Consider the following 19,024-nt stretch of genomic DNA (forward strand, 5'->3'; position numbering starts at 1 on the left):
CTCGCTGCTTACGCGTAGGGATGTGACAGCGGGGTGAATTCGCGGCCGGTGAGGCGCTCGTACGCTTCGACATAGCGCCGGGAGGTCGCCTCAACAATCTCGTCTGGCAGCGCTGGTGGGGCGGTATCGCTGGCTTTGTCCCAACCGGAGGCTTCAGAAGTCAGCCAATCACGCACGAACTGTTTATCGAAGGACGGTTGCGACTGACCCGGCTGATATTCCGCGGCGTCCCAGAAACGTGAAGAGTCTGGGGTGAGAACCTCGTCGCCCAAAACCGTGCGGCCTGTGACGGGGTCTTGACCGAATTCGACCTTGGTGTCGGCAAGGATGATGCCGCGTTCGCGCGCGATCTTCTCGGCCCGCGTATAAACATCCAGGGTTAGCTCGGCGAGCTCTTCGGCTGCCTCACGGCCAACTCGGGCAGCCATCTGCTCGAACGTGATGTTCTCATCGTGCTCCCCAACCTCAGCTTTAGCGCTCGGGGTGAAGATCGCTGGCTCCAGCTTGGAGCCATCAACCAGGCCCTCGGGCAGCTCGATGCCGGTCACGGTCTGGGTCTGCTTGTATTCAGCGAGCCCCGAGCCGGTCAGGTAGCCGCGGGCGATGCACTCGATCGGGTACATATCCAGCCGCTGGCAGATCATGGCGCGATGCGCTACCGGCTCCGGCACGTCCGTGGATAGTACGTGGTTGGCAACGCCTGTGAGTTGTTCGAACCACCACAGGGACAACTGGGTCAGCACCTCACCTTTATGGGTGATGGGCGTGCTCAGCACGTGGTCGTATGCGCTGATGCGGTCGGAGGCGACCACCAGGACGCGGTCGGTGATGTCTGGGTCTTCCGGGACGTAGAGGTCACGCACCTTGCCTGAATATGTGTGCTTCCAGCCTTCCAGCTGGATCGGATTGGTCGTGTACCCGCGCGCTGCTTGATGGTTCGTGCCCGTCTCACTCACTGTGCGTCTCCTTCCTTGGATGCGCCTTGACCTACGCCGACGCTCGGGACGGTGATCTCGCCGCGGGCGGCTTTCAGCGCGATGTCGCTGCGGTGTTGCGCGCCGTCGAAGCTGATCTTGCCTACGCCTTCGTATGCGGTTTCACGGGCTTCGTTGAGGTCTTCGCCGAGCCCTACGACGGCGAGGACGCGCCCGCCTGCGGTGATGAGCTCGCCATCCTTGTTGAGTGCGGTTCCGGCGTGGAGGACGGACACGGCATCGTCAGCTTCAGCGGCCTCAACGCCGGTAATGACATCGCCTTTCGAGGAGGACTCGGGGTAACCGGCCGAGGCCAACACGACCGCCACCGCGGTGCGTTCATCCCATACGAGCGGCTCGATCGTATCGAGCGTGCCACGCGCCGCAGCGAGCAGGATGCGCCCCAACGGCGAGCGCAGCCGTTGTAGTACCGGTTGGGTTTCTGGGTCGCCGAAGCGGGCGTTGAATTCGATGACACGCAGCCCGCGGCTTGTTACGGCAAGCCCGCAGTAGAGGACTCCGACGAACGGGGTTCCGCGGTTCTTCATTGCCGCCAGCGTCGGTTGAGCGACGCGTTCCATGACCTGGTCGACAAAGTTCTCCGGTAGCCACGGCAGTGGCGTGTAGGCGCCCATGCCGCCGGTGTTGGGGCCTTCGTCGTTGTCGAAGATGCGTTTGAAGTCTTGCGCCGGTTCGAGTGGGACCGCGTTGGTGCCGTCGGAGAGCACGAACAGCGAGACCTCTGGGCCGTCGAGGAATTCTTCGATGACTACGCTTCCGCCGGCTTCAAAGCAGGCTTGGGCGTGGGCGAGCGCTTCGGCTCGGTCGGAGGTCACAACAACGCCCTTGCCTGCCGCGAGACCATCATCCTTGACGACGTAGGGGGCGCCGAAGGTATCGAGCGCATCGGCGGCTTCTTCAGCGTTGACAGCAACCCGCGCCATCGCGGTGGGGACCTCGGCCTCGGCCATGATTTCTTTGGCGAAGGCTTTGGAAGCCTCAAGTTGGGCCGCGGCCTTCGATGGGCCGAACACCGGGATGCCAGCGGCAACGAGCGCGTCGGCGGCACCTGCAGCGAGCGGGGCCTCGGGGCCAACAACCACCAGATCAACCGCGAGCTCACGCGCGAGCGCTACGCACGCATCGGGATCTGTGGTGCTCAGTTCGTGGACGGGCACATCCGCGGCGATTCCGGCGTTACCGGGGGCGGCATGCACCTCGGTAACGGAGTCATCACGCAAAAGCGCACGGACAAGGGCGTGTTCGCGGCCGCCTGGGCCAATTACCAAGACCTTCACAGTTATCCATCCTATAGATTCCGCGCCGCATATTCTCGAGGTAGCACAGTGCATTACTGCAGTGCACTATCCCGGTTGCCCAGCGCAGCCGTGCCTTAACCTGTTTGTCAGCGGAGCCGCGGCCCCGCCCCGCCGTAGCCGGTGCACTACCCTGGCTGTATGACCTCAGACGCTTTCACTCCTTCGGACCCGCATTACAGCCCAGACCGTTCGATCACTGCCAATGACACCGTTGAGTTGGCGCATGTGACCCGTAACGGTGCGGTGGAATCCAGGCACCTCGGTGTCCTTGCCGTGGTGGGTCCTGATGGCGAGCTTGCGGCTTCGCTCGGCAACCCCGAGGCTCTGATTTTCCCGCGTTCTACGCTCAAGCCGTTCCAGGCTTTCGCTTCCCTGCGTGCCGGCGCTGAGTTGGACGATGAGGAGCTCGCTTTAGCATGTGCGTCTCACCAGGGTGGGGTGCGGCATCAGGAGTTGGCTAAGCGGATGTTGGCTGAAGCCGGGCTGGATGCGGGGGCTTTGAAGTGCCCGGATGCGATGCCTCGCGATAAGGGTGCCCGCCGCGAGAGGATCAAGCAGGATGCCGGCCCGGATAAGCTCGCGTTCAATTGCTCGGGTAAGCACGCCGGGTTTTTGAAGGCAACGGTGGCCAGTGGTGCGGACACGGGGTCCTATCTTGAGCCGGAGCATCCTGTTCAGCAGGATGCGTTGCGACTTCTGGAGGTTCTGGGTGGCGCCCCGTTGGGTGTGGTGGGCGTCGATGGGTGCGGCGCCCCGGCTCCGCAGCTCACGGTCACGGCTTTGGCTCGTGCGGTTTCCCGCTTATCCTCAGGCACGTTGCCTTCGGATGAGGGTTTTACGGATGAGGATGCGGCGTTGTGGTCCCGGATTGCTCCGGCGATGCTCGCTCACCCGTGGGCTGTTCACGGCGAGGGCGAGGAGAACACTGTCACGATGCAACGCACAGGCGTGGTCGCCAAGCTGGGTGCTGAGGCTGTGTTAGTTCTGGGCACCAAGGATGGTTATGGCCTTGCGTTGAAGATGCTCGATGGTAGCGACCGTGCGAACACCCGTGTTGGCTTGGATGCGTTGGTTGCGTTGGGGCTTGCTGATCCCGATGCGGTTGCGGCCGCGCTCGCTGAGTTGGATCGGCCTGTTTTGGGTGGCGGTGCCCCGGTGGGTGAGGTCCGTAGTTCTGCCGCGGTGGCCCAATTGCGCCGGGACTGAGCGCCCGATCACTGGCTTATGTCGTGAATGAGTGCGCTCAGTCACATGAAACGCCTATGCTGGGGTTAAGGTAACTCGGTCCTGGTGGCCGCATACGGCGGTTGCCAGGGGAGCCTTGGGGAGGTTCGTGTGGCACAGAAACGTAAGATCTCGGTTGAGCAAGGCGAAACTGCTGTTGCTGCGTGGCGCAATGACCGTCAGAGCCTTGATAAGAAGACGGAAGCGATCGCTGTCCGTTATGTTTTGCAGCTTCTCACGGAGAAAGCTCCGGGCGGTTCGGTTGAGGTGCGCATTCCACCGCATGGGGCCGTCCAGTGCATCGAAGGTACCTCGCATAAGCGTGGGACCCCGCCGAATGTTGTTGAGATGACCCCGGATACGTGGCTTCAGTTGGCGACTGGTTCGCTCGAATGGGCCGATGCCGTTGACCGCGGGCTCGTGGATGCATCCGGTACCCGTAGCGACTTGAGTGAGTTCCTGCCTTTGTGCGAGGCCTCCCTCAGCAACTAGCGTTCCTGGCTGCGGCGTTGCGGTTACGTGCACTCCCAACGCCGCATGCACGCACAACTGGGTAGGCTTGTCTTTATGACTGAAAAGCCGATCGAGAACCCTGCATCTTCCGCGCGCCCAGCTGATACCCAAGGTGCCGGTCCAGCCGACGGTCCAGCTGAGGCAGGCTCCGCTAGTGAGGCTCAGCAACCGGTTGAGTTTGAGGTTCGTGTTGCGCCCAAGCCTGGCGCGTTCATGCTCACCGGCGGTGTGCTCGGTGTGATTCTCGCGTTGATTTCGGCGTGGTTGCGTGGCGGGACCGAGGACCATTCGATGGGGGCTGTTTTCGGTTTCCTCGCTGTTTTGTTCGCGATCATCGGCGTGGGGGTCGGTGCGATCGTCTTCTTGATCTTCGACCGTGTGGGCCGTAAGCGCACTCAACACATCTACGCAGTCAAGGAAACCGACCAAGAAACCGGCAGTGGTGTGACAAAATAGGCCGCATGGCTCGTGGCAACGGAATGCTCAATCATGACCTCCTCCCTGATGAACGCCCCGCACAGGAAGAATGCGGTGTTTTCGGCGTGTGGGCGCCGGGTGAGGACGTAGCGAAACTCACCTATTACGGCCTCTACGCTTTGCAGCACCGCGGGCAAGAGTCCGCCGGTATCGCGGTTTCCAACGGCGAGCGCATCAATGTCTATAAAGACATCGGCTTGGTTTCGCATATTTTTGATGAGAACACTCTCAACGCGTTGTCGGGCCACATGGCGGTGGGTCACTGCCGGTATTCGACGACGGGCGCGAATAAGTGGGCTAACGCTCAGCCCACACTCGGGCCGACCCCGTTCGGTACGGTTGCCCTGGCTCACAACGGCAATATCACGAATACGCGTGAGCTCTCCCGCTTGATTGGTGAGCTGCATGGTGAGGAAACACGCGGCGAGGTCCGGGCGGGTAACACGACTGATACCGCGCTGATCACCTCGCTGTTGGATAACAACGCCCACGATTCCCTTGAGGCTACGATCGCTGAGCTTTTGCCTCGCTTGCGTGGCGCGTTCTCTCTTGTGTTCATGGATGAGCACACGCTGTATGCCGCGCGTGACCCGTGGGGTGTTCGCCCACTGGTTTTGGGGCGTCTTGAGCGCGGCTGGGTTGTCGCGAGCGAGCAGGCCGCGCTGGCCACGGTGGGTGCCAGCGTGATCCGGGAGATCGAGCCAGGCGAGATGGTGGCGATCGACGCCAACGGTGTTCGCACGACCCGTTTCGCTCAAGCCGACCGTGCCGGATGCATCTTCGAATACGTGTACCTCGCCCGCCCGGATGCGACCATCCAGGGGCGCAACGTGTATGAGTCCCGTGTTGAGATGGGCCGCGTCTTGGCGCGCGAGAACACCGCTGATGCCGACATCGTGATCCCGGTCCCGGATTCCGGAACCCCTGCCGCGATCGGTTACGCGGAAGCCTCCGGCATCCCGTTCGCACACGGTTTCGTGAAGAACGCGTATGTGGGACGGACCTTCATCCAGCCGACACAGACGCTGCGTCAGCTGGGTATCAAGCTCAAGCTCAACGCGATGGAGTCCGTGATCCGCGGCAAACGCGTAGTGGTTGTGGATGATTCGATCGTGCGCGGCAACACACAGCGCGCAGTGGTGCGTTCGCTACGTGAAGCCGGTGCGGCGGAGGTCCACGTGAAGATCTCTTCCCCGCCGGTCAAATGGCCGTGCTTCTACGGGATCGATTTCGCGACCCGCGCCGAGTTGATCGCCAACGGTGCCGATGAAAAACAGATCGCGCAATCGATCGGCGCTGACTCACTAGCCTATATTTCAGAAGAAGGCATGATCGCCGCGACTGAACAGCCACGAGAACAGTTGTGCACCGCGTGCTTCACCGGCGAGTACCCCATCGCGCTTCCTGACTATAAAGACCTCGGCCCGGAGGTCAGCGAACGTGACCCGGGCCGCCACCCGGAAATCGCAGAGAAACGTGCGCAGGCTCGCGCGCAGGCTCGCGCGCAAGCCTAAGCCCTAGCCCAGAGCCCTAGCCGCCCTTCAAACAAAGGAACTGAAACCCCATGAGCTCCCTTGATCAGCAACCCATTACCTATGCCGATGCTGGTGTGGACGTTGAGGCCGGCGACCGTGCGGTCGAGCTGATGAAGGCCTCCGTCAAAGCGACCCACTCCCCTGCCGTAGTGGGCGGTGTGGGTGGTTTCGCGGGCATGTATGACGCGTCTGCTCTGTTGAAGTACAAGCGTCCACTGTTGGCGTCCTCGACCGATGGTGTGGGCACCAAGGTCGCTATCGCTCAGGCGATGGATAAGCATGACACGATCGGTTTCGACCTGGTCGGGATGGTTGTTGATGACATCGTGGTGGTCGGCGCTGAGCCGCTGGTCATGACTGATTACATCGCGTGCGGCAAGGTGGTTCCTGAGCGGATCGCGGCGATCGTATCCGGTATCGCGGAAGGCTGCCGCCTGGCTGGCACCTCGCTCGTTGGCGGCGAGACCGCTGAACACCCTGGCCTGCTGGGCCCGGATGAGTACGATGTGGCAGGCGCCGCAACCGGTGTTGTTGAGGCTGATGCGATGCTCGGCCCGGAACGGGTCAAGGCTGGCGACCGCGTGATCGCGATGGCTTCCTCCGGTATCCACTCCAACGGCTATTCGCTGGTACGCCGCGTGATCCACGCCGCCGGGTGGGACCTGAACCGTGAGGTCACCGAGCTCGGCCGCACCTTGGGTGAGGAGCTACTCGAGCCGACCCGGGTCTATGCCGGGGACTGCCTCTCGCTCATGCGTGCCCTCAACACCGAACCAGAGTCCCCAGAGGCGCCGTTGCGCGGCTTCTCCCACGTGACCGGCGGCGGCCTGGCAGCGAACCTCGCCCGTGTTCTACCAGCCGGGCTCGCCGCGACTGTAGACCGCGGAACGTGGGAGCTTCCGCCGATCTTCTCGCTCATCAGCGAGCTCGGCAAGGTTCCACAAGATGACCTCGAACGCACCCTCAACGTCGGCGTCGGCATGGTCGCGATCGTCGCCCCCGACGCCGCGGCGGACGCGATCGCGCACCTCAACGCTCGCGGTGTGCAGGCGTGGGACATGGGTCAAGTCACCGAACTCACTGACGAGATCCGCGCGGATGAAGCCACCGTCCAGGGAGCTAAGGGCGTCGACGGCGGCGCAGTACGGCTCGTCGGCAACTACGCGGCCTGACTCACTCTTGTGAGCGCAACAGCCTAGCTTCGACCTCAAGCAAAGCCGGGGTGGCAAGCGTTCGCCACAGCACATCGACCTTGTCGTCGGCGCGGCCTGGGCCCGCGGTGATCGTCGCCGTGGGCTGGCCGCGCTTGATCGCATCAAGCACAAAACGGTATCCCGACATCACAGCCAGCGAGCTACCGACCACCAGCAACGCATCCGAGTCCGCTTTGAGCTCTTCAACCCGCTCGCGGCGCTCCTTCGGCACGTTCTCACCGAAATACACGACCGAAGGCTTCATCCTCTCCGAGCCGCACACAGCGCACGCGACCGTGGTGAAGCAAGCCACATCCGCATCGGACAACGTCACGTCACCGTCCGGGTTCACGTGCGCATCACGTACCGTGACCGTCTCCCGGTACCCAGGGTTAGCCGCCTCCAAACGAACCTCATAGAGTTCGCGCGGCTCGGTGGCGCCACAGTCGAGGCATTCGACCTCGCTCATATCGCCGTGCAAAGCGATCACATCCGCGGCACCGGCTTGTTCGTGCAAGCCATCCACGTTCTGCGTCACGATCCCGGAGAGCAGACCGCGGCGCTGCCATTCGGCTAGAACACGATGGCCCAGGTTCGGGCGGGCCTGATTCATCAAACGATGCCCAATGAAAGCCCTCGCCCAGTACCGCTTCCGGGCCGCCGGGTCAGCACGGAACTCCTGGACCGTCATAGGGCGGGTGCGGCGCAACGAACCCTGCGGGCCACGGTAATCCGGGATACCTGAATCAGTAGAGACACCCGCACCCGTCAAAATCAGGACCTTGCCGCCGCGGACCATGCGCGTCACGGCCTCGCGGGCTTCAGCGTCCGGGGTCGGCTCGGCGCTATGCCCCACGGCACGCTCAAGGGAACGCAACGCAGCCTTATGCGCATCGGCAACGCGAGGATTATCCGTAAACACCGTCTGCTCCTCGCTCCAGCGAGGCAACGGCGTCACACCCTGACGGCCAGCATGACCAGCGTTATCAGGCACTCAACCCTCCCTGCCTTTCAAACACGAAACGGGAACGCGAAAGGCCGCTGAACCCAACGGGTTCCAGCGGCCTCTCACACGACGTGTACCCACTCACGAGCGGGAGCAACGATCAATATCGGCGATCGTTCTCGTCTTCGTCATCATCATCAAAGGCGCCATAGCGGGCTGCAAGATCCGCGTATGGGTCATCCTCGTACTGCTCTTCAAGCTCGTCCCGAGAGTTCTGAGAACCCCCGATACCTAGCTCGCGCTCGAGAGCACTCAAATCGGTGCCCGGGGTGAAGTACTTCATCTCCCGGGCCTGACGTGTTGCCTTAGCCTTCTGACGGCCGCGCCCCATGGCGTGACCCCCTCTTCCGCTCTTCACCTGGGGAAGTCCCGATAACTGGAAATCCAGCACACGAGAGGCCCCAGTGGATGATCTACAAATGTTTCGTGAGACTGATTCTACACGTTCACCCCTATGCACTGCGAAGCGAGCCGCAGTGCATAGGGAGCGGGACGAAACAGTGCGGTTTAGCGTTCAGCCTCAACCGTGAGGCCATCGGCATCCTCAGCTGCACGATCCACGCGGACCGTCTCGCCATCGAGCACCTCACCGGCAAGGATCTTACGAGCCAACTGGTCGCCGATCTCCCGCTGAACCAAGCGGCGCAACGGGCGGGCACCATAAGCCGGGTCATAGCCCGTCAATGCAAGCCACTCACGAGCCGCAGGCGTGACATCGAGCGTCAAACGACGATCAGCCAACCGCTCATCCAACTGCCGCACCTGAAGATCAACAATCTTCGACAGATCCTCAAGCGAGAGCGGATCAAACATGATGACCTCATCAAGCCGGTTCAAGAACTCCGGCTTGAAGGAGGCCTCAACCACATCCATGACCGCCTTCTTCTGAGCCTCAGCCTCCATGGTCTGATCAACCAAGAACTGCGAACCCAGATTCGAGGTCATCACCAAGATCACGTTCCGGAAATCAACCGTGCGACCCTGGCCATCCGTGAGCCGGCCATCATCGAGGACCTGCAGCAAGATATCGAAAACCTCAGGGTGAGCCTTCTCAACCTCATCCAGCAAAACAACCGAATAAGGCCTACGGCGCACAGCCTCAGTCAGCTGGCCGCCCTCGTCATAGCCGACATAGCCAGGAGGAGCACCGACCAGGCGGGACACCGCATGCTTCTCGGAATACTCCGACATGTCGATGCGCACCATCGAACGCTCATCATCGAAGAGGAACTGAGCCAAAGACTTAGCAAGCTCAGTCTTACCCACACCCGTAGGCCCGAGGAACAAGAACGAACCCGTTGGACGGTTAGGGTCAGACAAGCCAGCACGGCTACGACGCACCGCATCAGAGACCACCGCGACAGCCTGCTTCTGGCCGATCAAACGCTTCCCAACGTTCTCTTCCATATGCAGCAGCTTCTGCGATTCACCCTCAAGCATGCGCCCGGCAGGAATACCGGTCCACGAAGAGATCACCTCAGCGACGTCATCGGCGGTAACCTCCTCAGAAACCATGCGGTCCTGACGGTCATGCTCAGCCTTCTCTTCGGCCTTGGCGAGCTTTGCCTCCAGTTGCGGGATCTCGCCGTAGAGAATCCGGGAGGCCTCCCCCAGATCCCCCTTACGTTGAGCTACGTCAGCCTGGCTGCGCAGATCATCGATCTGAGCGCGAATATCGCCCGCCTCGTTCAGGGAGGTCTTCTCCTCTTCCCATCGCAGAGTCAGCGCTTCGAGCTCTTCCTTCTGATCAGCCATCTCCTCACGCAGAGCAGCCAATCGTTCAACCGAGGCTGGGTCAGTCTCATCCTTGAGCGCCAGCTCCTCCATCGTCAAACGGTCAACCGAACGGCGCAGCACGTCGATCTCCTCCGGCGCGGAATCGATCTCCATACGCAGACGCGATGCCGCCTCATCCACAAGGTCGATCGCCTTATCAGGAAGGCGACGGCCCGTCAGATACCGGTCCGAAAGCGTTGCCGCGGCAACCAGCGCGGAGTCAGCGATCGCGACCTTATGGTGCGCCTCGTAGCGTTCCTTCAAGCCACGCAGGATCGCAATCGAATCATCAACCGACGGCTCACCCACGAAAACCTGCTGGAAGCGACGCTCCAGAGCAGCGTCCTTTTCGATGTTCTCGCGGTACTCATCCAGGGTCGTCGCACCGATCAAGCGCAACTCACCGCGGGCGAGCATCGGCTTGAGCATGTTGCCGGCGTCCATCGAGCCTTCGGAGGCACCAGCGCCGACCATCGTGTGAATCTCGTCGATGAACGTCACGATGCCGCCCTCAGCCTGCTTGATCTCCTCAAGCACAGCCTTGAGCCGCTCCTCGAACTCGCCACGGTACTTAGCGCCGGCGACCATCGCCCCAAGATCCAGGGAGATGAGCTTCTTGCCGCGCAAAGACTCCGGAACATCCCCGGCAACCATACGCAACGCAAGGCCTTCGACCACCGCGGTCTTACCCACGCCCGGTTCACCGATCAGAACCGGGTTGTTCTTGGTGCGGCGTGAAAGCACCTGAATCACGCGGCGGATCTCCTGGTCACGGCCAATCACCGGGTCAAGGTCACCCTTGCGGGCAACCTCCGTGAGGTCCGTACCGTACTTCTCAAGCGCCTGGAAGCTACCTTCCGGATCTTGGGAATCAACCTTCCGATCCCCGCGCACGCTCACCATCGCGGCCTTGAGCGCCTCAATGGACGCGCCGTTATCACGCAACGCGACACCGGCCTCGCCAGCGTCCGCCGCCAAACCGAGCAACAGGTGCTCAGTCGAAACAAACTGATCCCCATTAGCCTGAGCCGCCTGCTGCGCCGCAGAAATAACCTGCAGCATCTGCCGCGAAGCCTGCGCCTGAGCAACCGAGGTGCCCGAGGCCTTCGGCAGCTTGCGGATCGCCGTCGATGCGGCAACCGAGACCGCATCAGGATCCGCCCCGGCCGACTTCAAAACGGCAACAGCCACCGAATCCCGCTGATCCATCAGCGCCTTCAAAAGGTGCACCGGCTCAAGATTCGGGTTACCGGCAGTCGCAGCGTTCATGCTCGCCGCAGAGACAGCCTCCTGGCTTTTAGTCGTCAAATTCGTGTCCATGCCCTACCCCTTTCCTACTCCTATAAGAGCCATTGAACTTAAAGTTGAGTCTACCTAACTCAACTTCTGTTGGGTAGAAATTATTCCCAGGGATGAACTCTTTTCTTGAATCTCTTGCTGTCCCCCAAGCAACAACCGGCCAGCGGGCCATTGCAACTGGCGCCCCCACTTGGTTTCGCACCTAACAGCGGCCGCAGATTAGGGTTAAAGACATGAGCCCCAAACCTCAGCCCCGCCCGGGCCTTGCAGAAACCGACCCAACGTACTTCCGCGCCGAACCCGTCTCATTCGTCCGCCGCGGAGAACGCATGACGAACGCCCAACAACGGGTTTGGGACACACTGCGCGAAACCATCCTGATTGACGTACCTCGCCACCACGCGGCAACCTCGATCCACCCGGACGCGACCATCGACGTCCCATCCCACTTCCCGCACCCTGAGCGCCCCCTCATCGTGGAGATCGGAACCGGGCTCGGCGAAGCCATCGCGCACGCGGCACACAACAACCCCGAGACGAACTTCCTCGCCGTAGAGGTCTACACCCCCGGGCTAGCCAAACTCATGGAACGGATCGAAAAACTCGAACTCACCAACGTTCGCGCAATCCAAGCGAACGCACCCGAAGTCCTCGATGTAGCGCTCACCCCGGAATCCGTGGACGAACTCTGGATCTTCTTCTCCGACCCGTGGCATAAAACCAAACACCATAAACGCCGCCTCATCACCGATGCTTTCGCCGAACGCGCCGCCCGCGTCCTCAAGCCAGGCGGAACCTGGCGGTTAGCGACCGACTGGTCCAACTACGCCGAACAAATGCGCGAGGTCATCGACAACAGCCCGCAGTTTGAAAACCTGCACGCCGGCGAGCGCAGCGGCGAAGAATCCCCGCTGACCGCGATCCGCCGCATCGATGCGGAAAAACACGAGGCAGATCCGGAGTTCACTGACACTCGCGGCGGGTGGGCTCCACGTTTCGAAGGACGCACACTGACGAGCTTCGAAGCTAAAGCCCACAAGGTCGGACGCAAGATTTTCGACCTCGCCGCGCGCAAGATTTGATGACATTAACCACACATCGCGTCAGAATCGGGTAGCCTGTGAGGTTGCACATACGCAACCTAACTGAGGAACCGTTTTACGGATTTGGCATGAGTAATAAACCCAGCCCCGAAAATAACCAGCGTCCGAGTGAGGAAGCTTCCCCAGCGGACACTACCCAAACGGCCACCAAGAAAGCCCCGCAGAAACGAGGAAACCCCCTCACCCGCGGACGCTCCTCACACGTAGGCCTCTACCCTCACAACATCCACCCGGGGCTGGTTCCCGGAATCGGCGTTGACGAACAGCGTCACGTCTTCAAACTCGACAAGCTCGTCTTCGGCATCACCGCGGCCCTCATTGTCGCGTTCGTCGCGTGGGGCGTCATCAACCCGGCATCCGTTGGCGAGGTCTCCTCGGTAGCGTTCGCGTGGACCATGAAGAACATGGGCTGGCTGCTCAACATCACCGTCATGGTTTCGATCGGTGCGATGCTGTTCATCGCGTTCTCCCGCTACGGCCGCATTCGCCTCGGTAAAGACGGCGAAAAACCAGAGTTCAGCCGCTTCGCATGGGTCGCCATGATGTTCGGTGCCGGAATTGGCGTTGGTATCTTCTTCTTCGGTCCATCCGAGCCGCTCTACTACTTTGTGTCCCCGCCGCCGCAAACCGGTGTTGAAGCAGAAACCCCGGGCGCGATCCACATGGCCGTAGCCCAGTCCTCCTATCACTGGGGGCTCTCCGCGTGGGCGATGTACGCGCTCGTCGGCGGCGCTATGGCCTACTCGAGCTACCGCCGCGGCCGCGTAACCCTCATCTCGAGCGTGTTCCGTTCCCTGTTCGGCAAGCAGACTGACGGCTTCGCAGGACGCCTCGTGGACATGTTCGCGATCATCGCGACCCTCTTCGGTACCGCCGCTTCCCTCGGTCTTGCCGCGATCCAGCTCGGCAAAGGCGTGGAGATCGTATCCGGTGCTGGGCCCATCGCCAACAACGGGCTGATCATCATCCTCGCGATCCTGACCGCCGCGTTCATCATCTCCGCGGTCTCCGGTGTCTCCCGAGGCATCCGCTACCTCTCCACGACCAACATCGTGCTGACACTCAGCCTCGTATTGTTCGTGTTCTTCGCAGGACCAACCCTGTTCCTGCTGAACCTGTTGCCATCCGGTGTCACCGAATACGCCAACGAGTTCCTCGCTATGATGGGCAAGTCGCTGTCCTGGGGCGCTGACGTGGTTGAGTTCCAGGCCGCCTGGACCGCGTTCTACTTCGCATGGTGGGTCGCCTGGACCCCATTCGTTGGCGCGTTCATCGCCCGCATCTCCCGCGGCCGCACCCTGCGTGAATTCTCGCTCGTGGTGATCGCTGTTCCTACCGCGATCCTGATCTTCGCGTTCACGATCTTCGGTGGTGCCGCGATGTGGATGAAGCGCGCCGGCGTGGAAGGCATCAGCGCAGACGACTCGCCGCAGACGATCCTGTTCCACCTCTTCGACAAGTTACCGTTCGCTAACGTCACGCCGTTCCTCATCATGATCGCGCTCGCGATCTTCTTCGTGACCTCAGCGGACTCGGCATCCGTGATCATGGGTACGTTCTCCTCCCGCGGCAACCCAGCCCCAAGCAAGCTCATCGTGATCTTCTGGGGCCTGGCGATGATGGGCATCGCAACCGTGATGTTGCTCTCCGGCGGCGAGTCCTCGCTGACGGGCCTGCAGAACCTCACGATCCTGATTGCGATCCCGTTCTGCATCATCCTGTTGCTCATGATCGTCGCGTTCATCATGGACTTGCGCACCGACCCGGCCTCGATCCGCAGCGACTACGAATCCACGATGCTCTCCAACGCGGTGGTTCGCGGTATCGAGAAGTACGGCGACGACTTCGAGCTGACCGTGCGCCACTCCGGTGACGGACGCGGCGCAGGTGCGGACTTCGACTCCACCGCGGAGAAGGTCACCGAGTGGTATCAGCGCCACGACGAGACTGGCGCGGAAGTCGGCTACGACTACGAAACCGACACATGGGACGACGGCTACGAGCCAGAAACCCCAGGCCCAGTCACCGAGCCGAAGGTCGGCGAGCCAGGCGCTGGCGACAAAAAGCCTGCCGCCGATGCCGGCAAGAACGCTGACGGCGACGCTGAAGCCGGCAAGGACACGGCACCGAAGGAATAGGCGCCTTGAGCAAGTGCGATTAAACGGTCGTGGGCCGGAGAAATGTTCTCCGGCCCACGACCGTTTAATCTCTCTGAAGCGGCTAGCCCCCAGTTGCACTAGCTCTCAGTTGGTCTAGTCCTCGGGTGGCATGAGCTGGAACTGCGCCCACGCCTGCATCGTGCGTTGCTGCAGACGGTCGGTATCGCGCCCCGTCCGGGTGATCGCGACCTCGCCTGACGCGCCGGCCGCGAAAATCCGCTGCGCCGCGATCGCGACACCTTCGGCACGGCCACGCCACCGCTCAACATCCTGCTCCAACTCAGCCACACGTTCCATGAGCGTTTCTACACGCTTCTCCAAGCCGATCATCCGGCGGATCCCCTCAAGTGAGACCCCCTCGGAAGACAGTTCCTGCACTCGACGCAAACGGTCGATGTCCCGCTGCGAATAGCGGCGATGCTTACCCGCCTGACGCTTAGGCACAACCAGACCTAAACGGTCGTATTGCCTCAAGGTCTGCGGGTGCATCTGGGCGAGCTCAGCGGCAACGGAAATCACGAAAACGGGCGCGTCCCACTCGCCGTCCCGCCCGGAACCAGGCTCGAATCGTTTACTTGCTGACGCGTTCATCCACGCCTCCTTCCGTTACCTCGAAACATTCACCACAGCGCTGTGTTCAGACCTACTCCGTGTTCAGAGCTGTGCCGTATCCACAGCTTCGCAGTGTCTACAGCTTTGCTTGGGAAGCAATGCTAGCCCGCGGGTCCTCGCCGGCTGTAGCCTGCGCATAGTCCTCGATTGCTTTCTTCGCTTCCTCCGAGAGGTCCTTAGGGACCACTACGTTGAGCACAACGTACATGTCGCCTGTGCGTTTAGACGTCTTCACGCCGCGGCCGCGCAAACGCATCCGCTTGCCCGATGGGCTACCGGCTGGAACCTTCATCCGTACGTTCTCGCCGGAGATGGTTGGAACCGAGATCGTTGCACCTAAAGCGGCCTCGTTGAAGCTCACAGGGATCTCAACCGTGATGTCGTTGCCCTCACGCTTGAAGAACGGATGTTCATTCACGCGCACCGTGACCATCAGGTCGCCGTTGCCGGCCGGGCCTGGTTCGCCCTTGCCTTTCGCGCGGATCGTCTGACCATCACGCACCCCGGCAGGTACGCGGATCTCGATCACTTCACCATCGCGGGTACGCAAACCGATCGTGGTGCCCTCAATGGATCCCTTGAAAGAAATCGTGGTTTCAGCCTTACGGTCGGCACCACGCTGCGGACGTTGCTGGAAGCCGCCAAAGCCTCCGCCGCCGCCTCCGAACATGCCGCCCAGCAGATCCTCAAACCCGCCTGCGCCGCCACCGCCGGAGGAGTAACGGACTCGCTGCCCGCCACCGCCACCGAACACGTCCCCGAAGATGTCCTCGAATCCGCCGCCGGAACCACCGGCGCTAAAGCGAGCACCCGAGCCCATAGCGCGGATCGCATCGTACTCTTTACGCTGCTGCTCATCACTAAGCACCGCATAGGCTTCCGAGATGTCCTTGAACTTCTTCTCAGCCTCAGGGTTGTCCTTATTCGTATCCGGGTGATACTTGCGGGCCAACTTCCGGTAGGCCTTCTTAATATCGGCCTCACTGGCGTCCTTGGAGACGCCCAGCGCCGCGTAAAAGTCTTTTTCGACCCAGTCTTGACTGGCCATCGTGACGCCTCCTAGCCTCACTCAAAATCTATAAAAAATCTATACCTACAACTATCGAAAACAGGCGACGGCGGGCTCAATAGACCTACCGTCTAGACCCGCCGCCGCACTGAATCATTTCACGCGATCATTTCCCGCGATCATTGCACGCGATCACGTCACGTTTTATTCGCCGGTGGAAACCATGACCTGCGCTGCACGCAGAACACGGTCACCGCGTTGGAAACCGATCCTGAAGACCTGCCCCACGTGATCCTCCGGAACACCCTCAACGGGTTGGCGGAGCATCGCCTCGTGGATGGTTGGGTCAAACTCGACACCGGTTTGATCGATCCGTTCAAACCCGATGCTGGCCAGGGAACGCTCCAACTTATCGGCTATCGCCGCGAACGGTCCCTCTTCCAGATCACCGTGAGCACGAGCCGCATCGATATCATCCAGAACCGGAATCAAGCTAGCCACGGCCTTGTTGAGCCCCTCGTCGTGAGCGTTCTTCTTATCCCGCTCTACACGGCGGCGGTAGTTCGTGAACTCCGCCTGCAACCGCTGGAGGTCCTCCTTGTATTCGGCCGCGAGGCCCTCCGCATCCATGTCGCCGGATGCGGAGGCCTCTTCGGCTCGTGCGGCGTCGTCGAGGATCTGCTGGGCTTGGCCCAGTGCATCGGTGTCAGCGGTGCCTTCCTCCGGGGCGGCAGGGGCTTGTTCCTCACCCGCTGCTGGCCCGGTTTCTTCAGGCTGCTGATCGCCTAGATTCTTCTCCTCGTTCGACATGTGCCACTACCTCACTTCTGGTCTTCGTCTTCGTCAACGACCTCGGCGTCTACAACGTCGTCATCATCCGAGCCGCCGGCGTTAGCCGCACCCTCAGCGCCAGCCTCAGACTGAGCCTGTGCGTAGAGAGCCTCGCCCAGCTTGGTCTGGGACTGCTGCAGCTTCTCGAACTTGGCCTTGACCTCGTCGTCGTTGCCCTCAGGGGTTTCAAGTTCCTTCTTGAGCGCATCGACATCAGCCTGGACCTCGTTCTTGACGTCCTCCGGCAGCTTGTCAGCGTTGTCCTTGATGAGCTTGTCCACCGAGTAAGCAGCGGACTCTGCAGCGTTGCGGGTCTCGGCCGCCTCGCGGCGTGCCTTGTCCTCTGCGGCGTGCTCTTCAGCTTCCTTGACCATGCGGTCGATGTCCGACTGATCCAGCGAGGTGCCGCCGGTGATGGTCATGGACTGCTCGGTTCCGGTGCCTTTGTCCTTAGCGGAGACGTGCACGATGCCGTTGGCGTCGATGTCGAAGGTCACCTCGATCTGTGGCAGGCCGCGTGGTGCCGGGGCGATGCCGGTGAGTTCGAAGGTGCCCAGTGGCTTGTTGTCGCGAGTGAATTCGCGTTCGCCCTGGAAGACCTGAATCGACACGGATGGCTGGTTGTCTTCCGCGGTTGTGAAGGTTTCGGAACGCTTGGTTGGGATAGCGGTGTTGCGTTCGATCAGCTTGGTCATGACGCCGCCCTTGGTCTCGATACCGAGGGAGAGTGGGGTCACGTCGATCAGCAGAACGTCCTTACGTTCACCTGCGAGCACACCTGCCTGCAGTGCCGCGCCCATCGCGACAACCTCGTCTGGGTTGACGCCCTTGTTCGGCTCCTTGCCTGCCATTTCCTTCACGAGCTCTGCAACAGCTGGCATGCGGGTCGAGCCACCCACGAGAACGACGTGGGAGATGTCGCTGACCTTCACGCCGGCTTCCGCGATGACGTCATTGAATGGCTTGCGGGTCCGCTCAAGCAGATCTGCAGTCAGTTCCTGGAACTTAGCGCGGGAGAGGTGCTCGTCCAAGTGGACCGGACCCTCTGGGGTCACCGAGAGGTACTGCAGCGAGATATTGGTGCTGGTTGCCGAGGACAGCTCGCGCTTTGCCTGCTCTGCGGCTTCACGCAGACGCTGGAGAGCGATCTTGTCGTTGGACAGGTCAGCACCCTTGCTCTTGGCGGATTCGAGCAGCCAGTCGACGATGCGCTGGTCCCAGTCGTCACCACCGAGACGGTTGTCACCTGCGGTTGCGCGAACCTGAATGGTTGCGAAGCCGTCTTCATCCTTGCCAACTTCGAGCAGTGAGACGTCGAACGTACCGCCACCGAGGTCGTACACCAGAATGAGTTCGTCTTCCTTGCCCTTATCCAGGCCGTAAGCCAGGGCTGCCGCGGTTGGCTCGTTGACGATGCGGGACACCTTGAGGCCCGCGATCTCGCCGGCTTCCTTGGTTGCCTGACGCTCGGCGTCATTGAAGTATGCAGGGACCGTAATCACGGCGTCGGTGACCTTTTCACCGAGGTAATCTTCCGCATCGTGCTTGAGCTTCATCAAGATGCGTGCAGAGATTTCCTGCGCGGTGTACTTCTTGTCATCGATGTCGATGGTCCAGTCAGTGCCCATGTGGCGCTTGACGGAGAAGATGGTGCGGTCAACGTTGTTGACGGCCTGGCGCTTAGCGATGTCACCCACCAGGACCTCGCCACCCTTCGAGAAGGCAACCACAGATGGGGTGGTACGCGAACCTTCAGCGTTAGCGATCACGGTTGGCTCGCCAGCTTCAAGGATGGAGAGCACCGAGTTGGTAGTACCGAGGTCAATACCTACAGAACGTGCCATTGAATTCCTCTTTTCCGGCCGCTTGATCAACGGCCTTCATTTGTCTATTCGACTCAACGCTTGGGCTTCGCCCTTGATAGTTCACCGTCCGATGATTCACCAACCGAAGCCCCAAACCTGAGCCATCTGTACTCAAGTATGTAACATGAG

Annotated in this window: 16 protein-coding genes; 7 read left to right on the top strand and 9 right to left on the bottom strand. The window is 61.3% G+C overall.

Annotated elements, in window-relative coordinates:
• Nucleotides 1-8: 8 nt before the first annotated feature.
• Complete coding sequence (locus HMPREF3160_RS04305; RefSeq protein WP_070507246.1) at nt 9-956, bottom strand: phosphoribosylaminoimidazolesuccinocarboxamide synthase; 948 nt, start codon at nt 954-956, stop codon at nt 9-11.
• Nucleotides 953-2,272 (bottom strand): phosphoribosylamine--glycine ligase, encoded by a 1,320-nt coding sequence (gene purD, locus HMPREF3160_RS04310; RefSeq protein WP_052048731.1) that lies wholly within the window; start codon nt 2,270-2,272, stop codon nt 953-955. The genes HMPREF3160_RS04305 and purD overlap by 4 nt, the downstream gene beginning before the upstream one ends.
• A gap of 159 nt (nt 2,273-2,431) precedes the next feature.
• Between purD and HMPREF3160_RS04315 the strand changes: the two genes are divergently transcribed.
• From HMPREF3160_RS04315 to purM, 5 genes are all read left to right on the top strand, one after another.
• The gene (locus HMPREF3160_RS04315; protein WP_070507248.1) at nt 2,432-3,499 is read left to right on the top strand and encodes an asparaginase; all 1,068 of its coding nucleotides are present in this window, start codon (nt 2,432-2,434) and stop codon (nt 3,497-3,499) included.
• Between the two features lie 129 nt (nt 3,500-3,628).
• A complete protein-coding gene (locus HMPREF3160_RS04320) occupies nt 3,629-4,009 on the top strand; it encodes a sterol carrier family protein (RefSeq protein WP_070507386.1) in 381 nt (126 codons plus the stop codon).
• A gap of 75 nt (nt 4,010-4,084) precedes the next feature.
• Nucleotides 4,085-4,486 carry a DUF2207 domain-containing protein gene (locus HMPREF3160_RS04325; protein ID WP_052048729.1) on the top strand — a complete coding sequence of 134 codons (402 nt, stop codon included), beginning with the start codon at nt 4,085-4,087 and terminating at the stop codon, nt 4,484-4,486.
• Nucleotides 4,487-4,491: 5 nt separating this feature from the next.
• Nucleotides 4,492-6,021, top strand: coding sequence for an amidophosphoribosyltransferase (gene purF / locus HMPREF3160_RS04330; protein WP_083285417.1), 1,530 nt, complete (start codon nt 4,492-4,494; stop codon nt 6,019-6,021).
• A gap of 50 nt (nt 6,022-6,071) precedes the next feature.
• Nucleotides 6,072-7,214 carry a phosphoribosylformylglycinamidine cyclo-ligase gene (purM, locus tag HMPREF3160_RS04335; RefSeq protein ID WP_070507250.1) on the top strand — a complete coding sequence of 381 codons (1,143 nt, stop codon included), beginning with the start codon at nt 6,072-6,074 and terminating at the stop codon, nt 7,212-7,214.
• Nucleotide 7,215: 1 nt separating this feature from the next.
• Here purM and HMPREF3160_RS04340 read toward each other — a convergent pair whose 3' ends face one another.
• The 3 genes from HMPREF3160_RS04340 to clpB all read right to left on the bottom strand — a co-directional run bounded on the left by HMPREF3160_RS04340 (nt 7,216) and on the right by clpB (nt 11,337).
• Complete coding sequence (locus HMPREF3160_RS04340) at nt 7,216-8,229, bottom strand: Sir2 family NAD-dependent protein deacetylase (protein WP_256173959.1); 1,014 nt, start codon at nt 8,227-8,229, stop codon at nt 7,216-7,218.
• A 112-nt stretch (nt 8,230-8,341) separates the two neighbouring features.
• The gene (locus HMPREF3160_RS04345; RefSeq protein ID WP_070507251.1) at nt 8,342-8,572 is read right to left on the bottom strand and encodes a DUF3073 domain-containing protein; all 231 of its coding nucleotides are present in this window, start codon (nt 8,570-8,572) and stop codon (nt 8,342-8,344) included.
• 176 nt (nt 8,573-8,748) lie between these two features.
• A complete protein-coding gene (clpB, locus tag HMPREF3160_RS04350; protein WP_070507254.1) occupies nt 8,749-11,337 on the bottom strand; it encodes an ATP-dependent chaperone ClpB in 2,589 nt (862 codons plus the stop codon).
• A gap of 212 nt (nt 11,338-11,549) precedes the next feature.
• Here clpB and trmB point away from each other — a divergent pair, with 212 nt between their 5' ends.
• The gene (gene trmB, locus HMPREF3160_RS04355) at nt 11,550-12,398 is read left to right on the top strand and encodes a tRNA (guanosine(46)-N7)-methyltransferase TrmB (RefSeq protein WP_035757793.1); all 849 of its coding nucleotides are present in this window, start codon (nt 11,550-11,552) and stop codon (nt 12,396-12,398) included.
• Between the two features lie 89 nt (nt 12,399-12,487).
• Nucleotides 12,488-14,557, top strand: a complete 2,070-nt coding sequence (locus HMPREF3160_RS04360) for a BCCT family transporter (protein WP_070507256.1) — start codon at nt 12,488-12,490, stop codon at nt 14,555-14,557.
• A gap of 114 nt (nt 14,558-14,671) precedes the next feature.
• On the opposite strand, the gene HMPREF3160_RS04365 is transcribed toward HMPREF3160_RS04360, so the two are convergent.
• From HMPREF3160_RS04365 to dnaK, 4 genes are all read right to left on the bottom strand, one after another.
• Entirely contained in the window at nt 14,672-15,169 is a 498-nt protein-coding gene (locus tag HMPREF3160_RS04365; RefSeq protein WP_070507257.1) for a heat shock protein transcriptional repressor HspR, read from the bottom strand.
• A 97-nt stretch (nt 15,170-15,266) separates the two neighbouring features.
• Complete coding sequence (locus tag HMPREF3160_RS04370; RefSeq protein ID WP_035757791.1) at nt 15,267-16,238, bottom strand: DnaJ C-terminal domain-containing protein; 972 nt, start codon at nt 16,236-16,238, stop codon at nt 15,267-15,269.
• A 165-nt stretch (nt 16,239-16,403) separates the two neighbouring features.
• Complete coding sequence (locus HMPREF3160_RS04375; protein ID WP_083285418.1) at nt 16,404-17,009, bottom strand: nucleotide exchange factor GrpE; 606 nt, start codon at nt 17,007-17,009, stop codon at nt 16,404-16,406.
• 11 nt (nt 17,010-17,020) lie between these two features.
• A complete protein-coding gene (gene dnaK, locus HMPREF3160_RS04380; protein WP_070507259.1) occupies nt 17,021-18,874 on the bottom strand; it encodes a molecular chaperone DnaK in 1,854 nt (617 codons plus the stop codon).
• Nucleotides 18,875-19,024 lie beyond the last annotated feature (150 nt).

Source organism: Arthrobacter sp. HMSC06H05 (genome assembly GCF_001807395.1).
Lineage (GTDB): Bacteria > Actinomycetota > Actinomycetes > Actinomycetales > Micrococcaceae > Pseudoglutamicibacter > Pseudoglutamicibacter albus.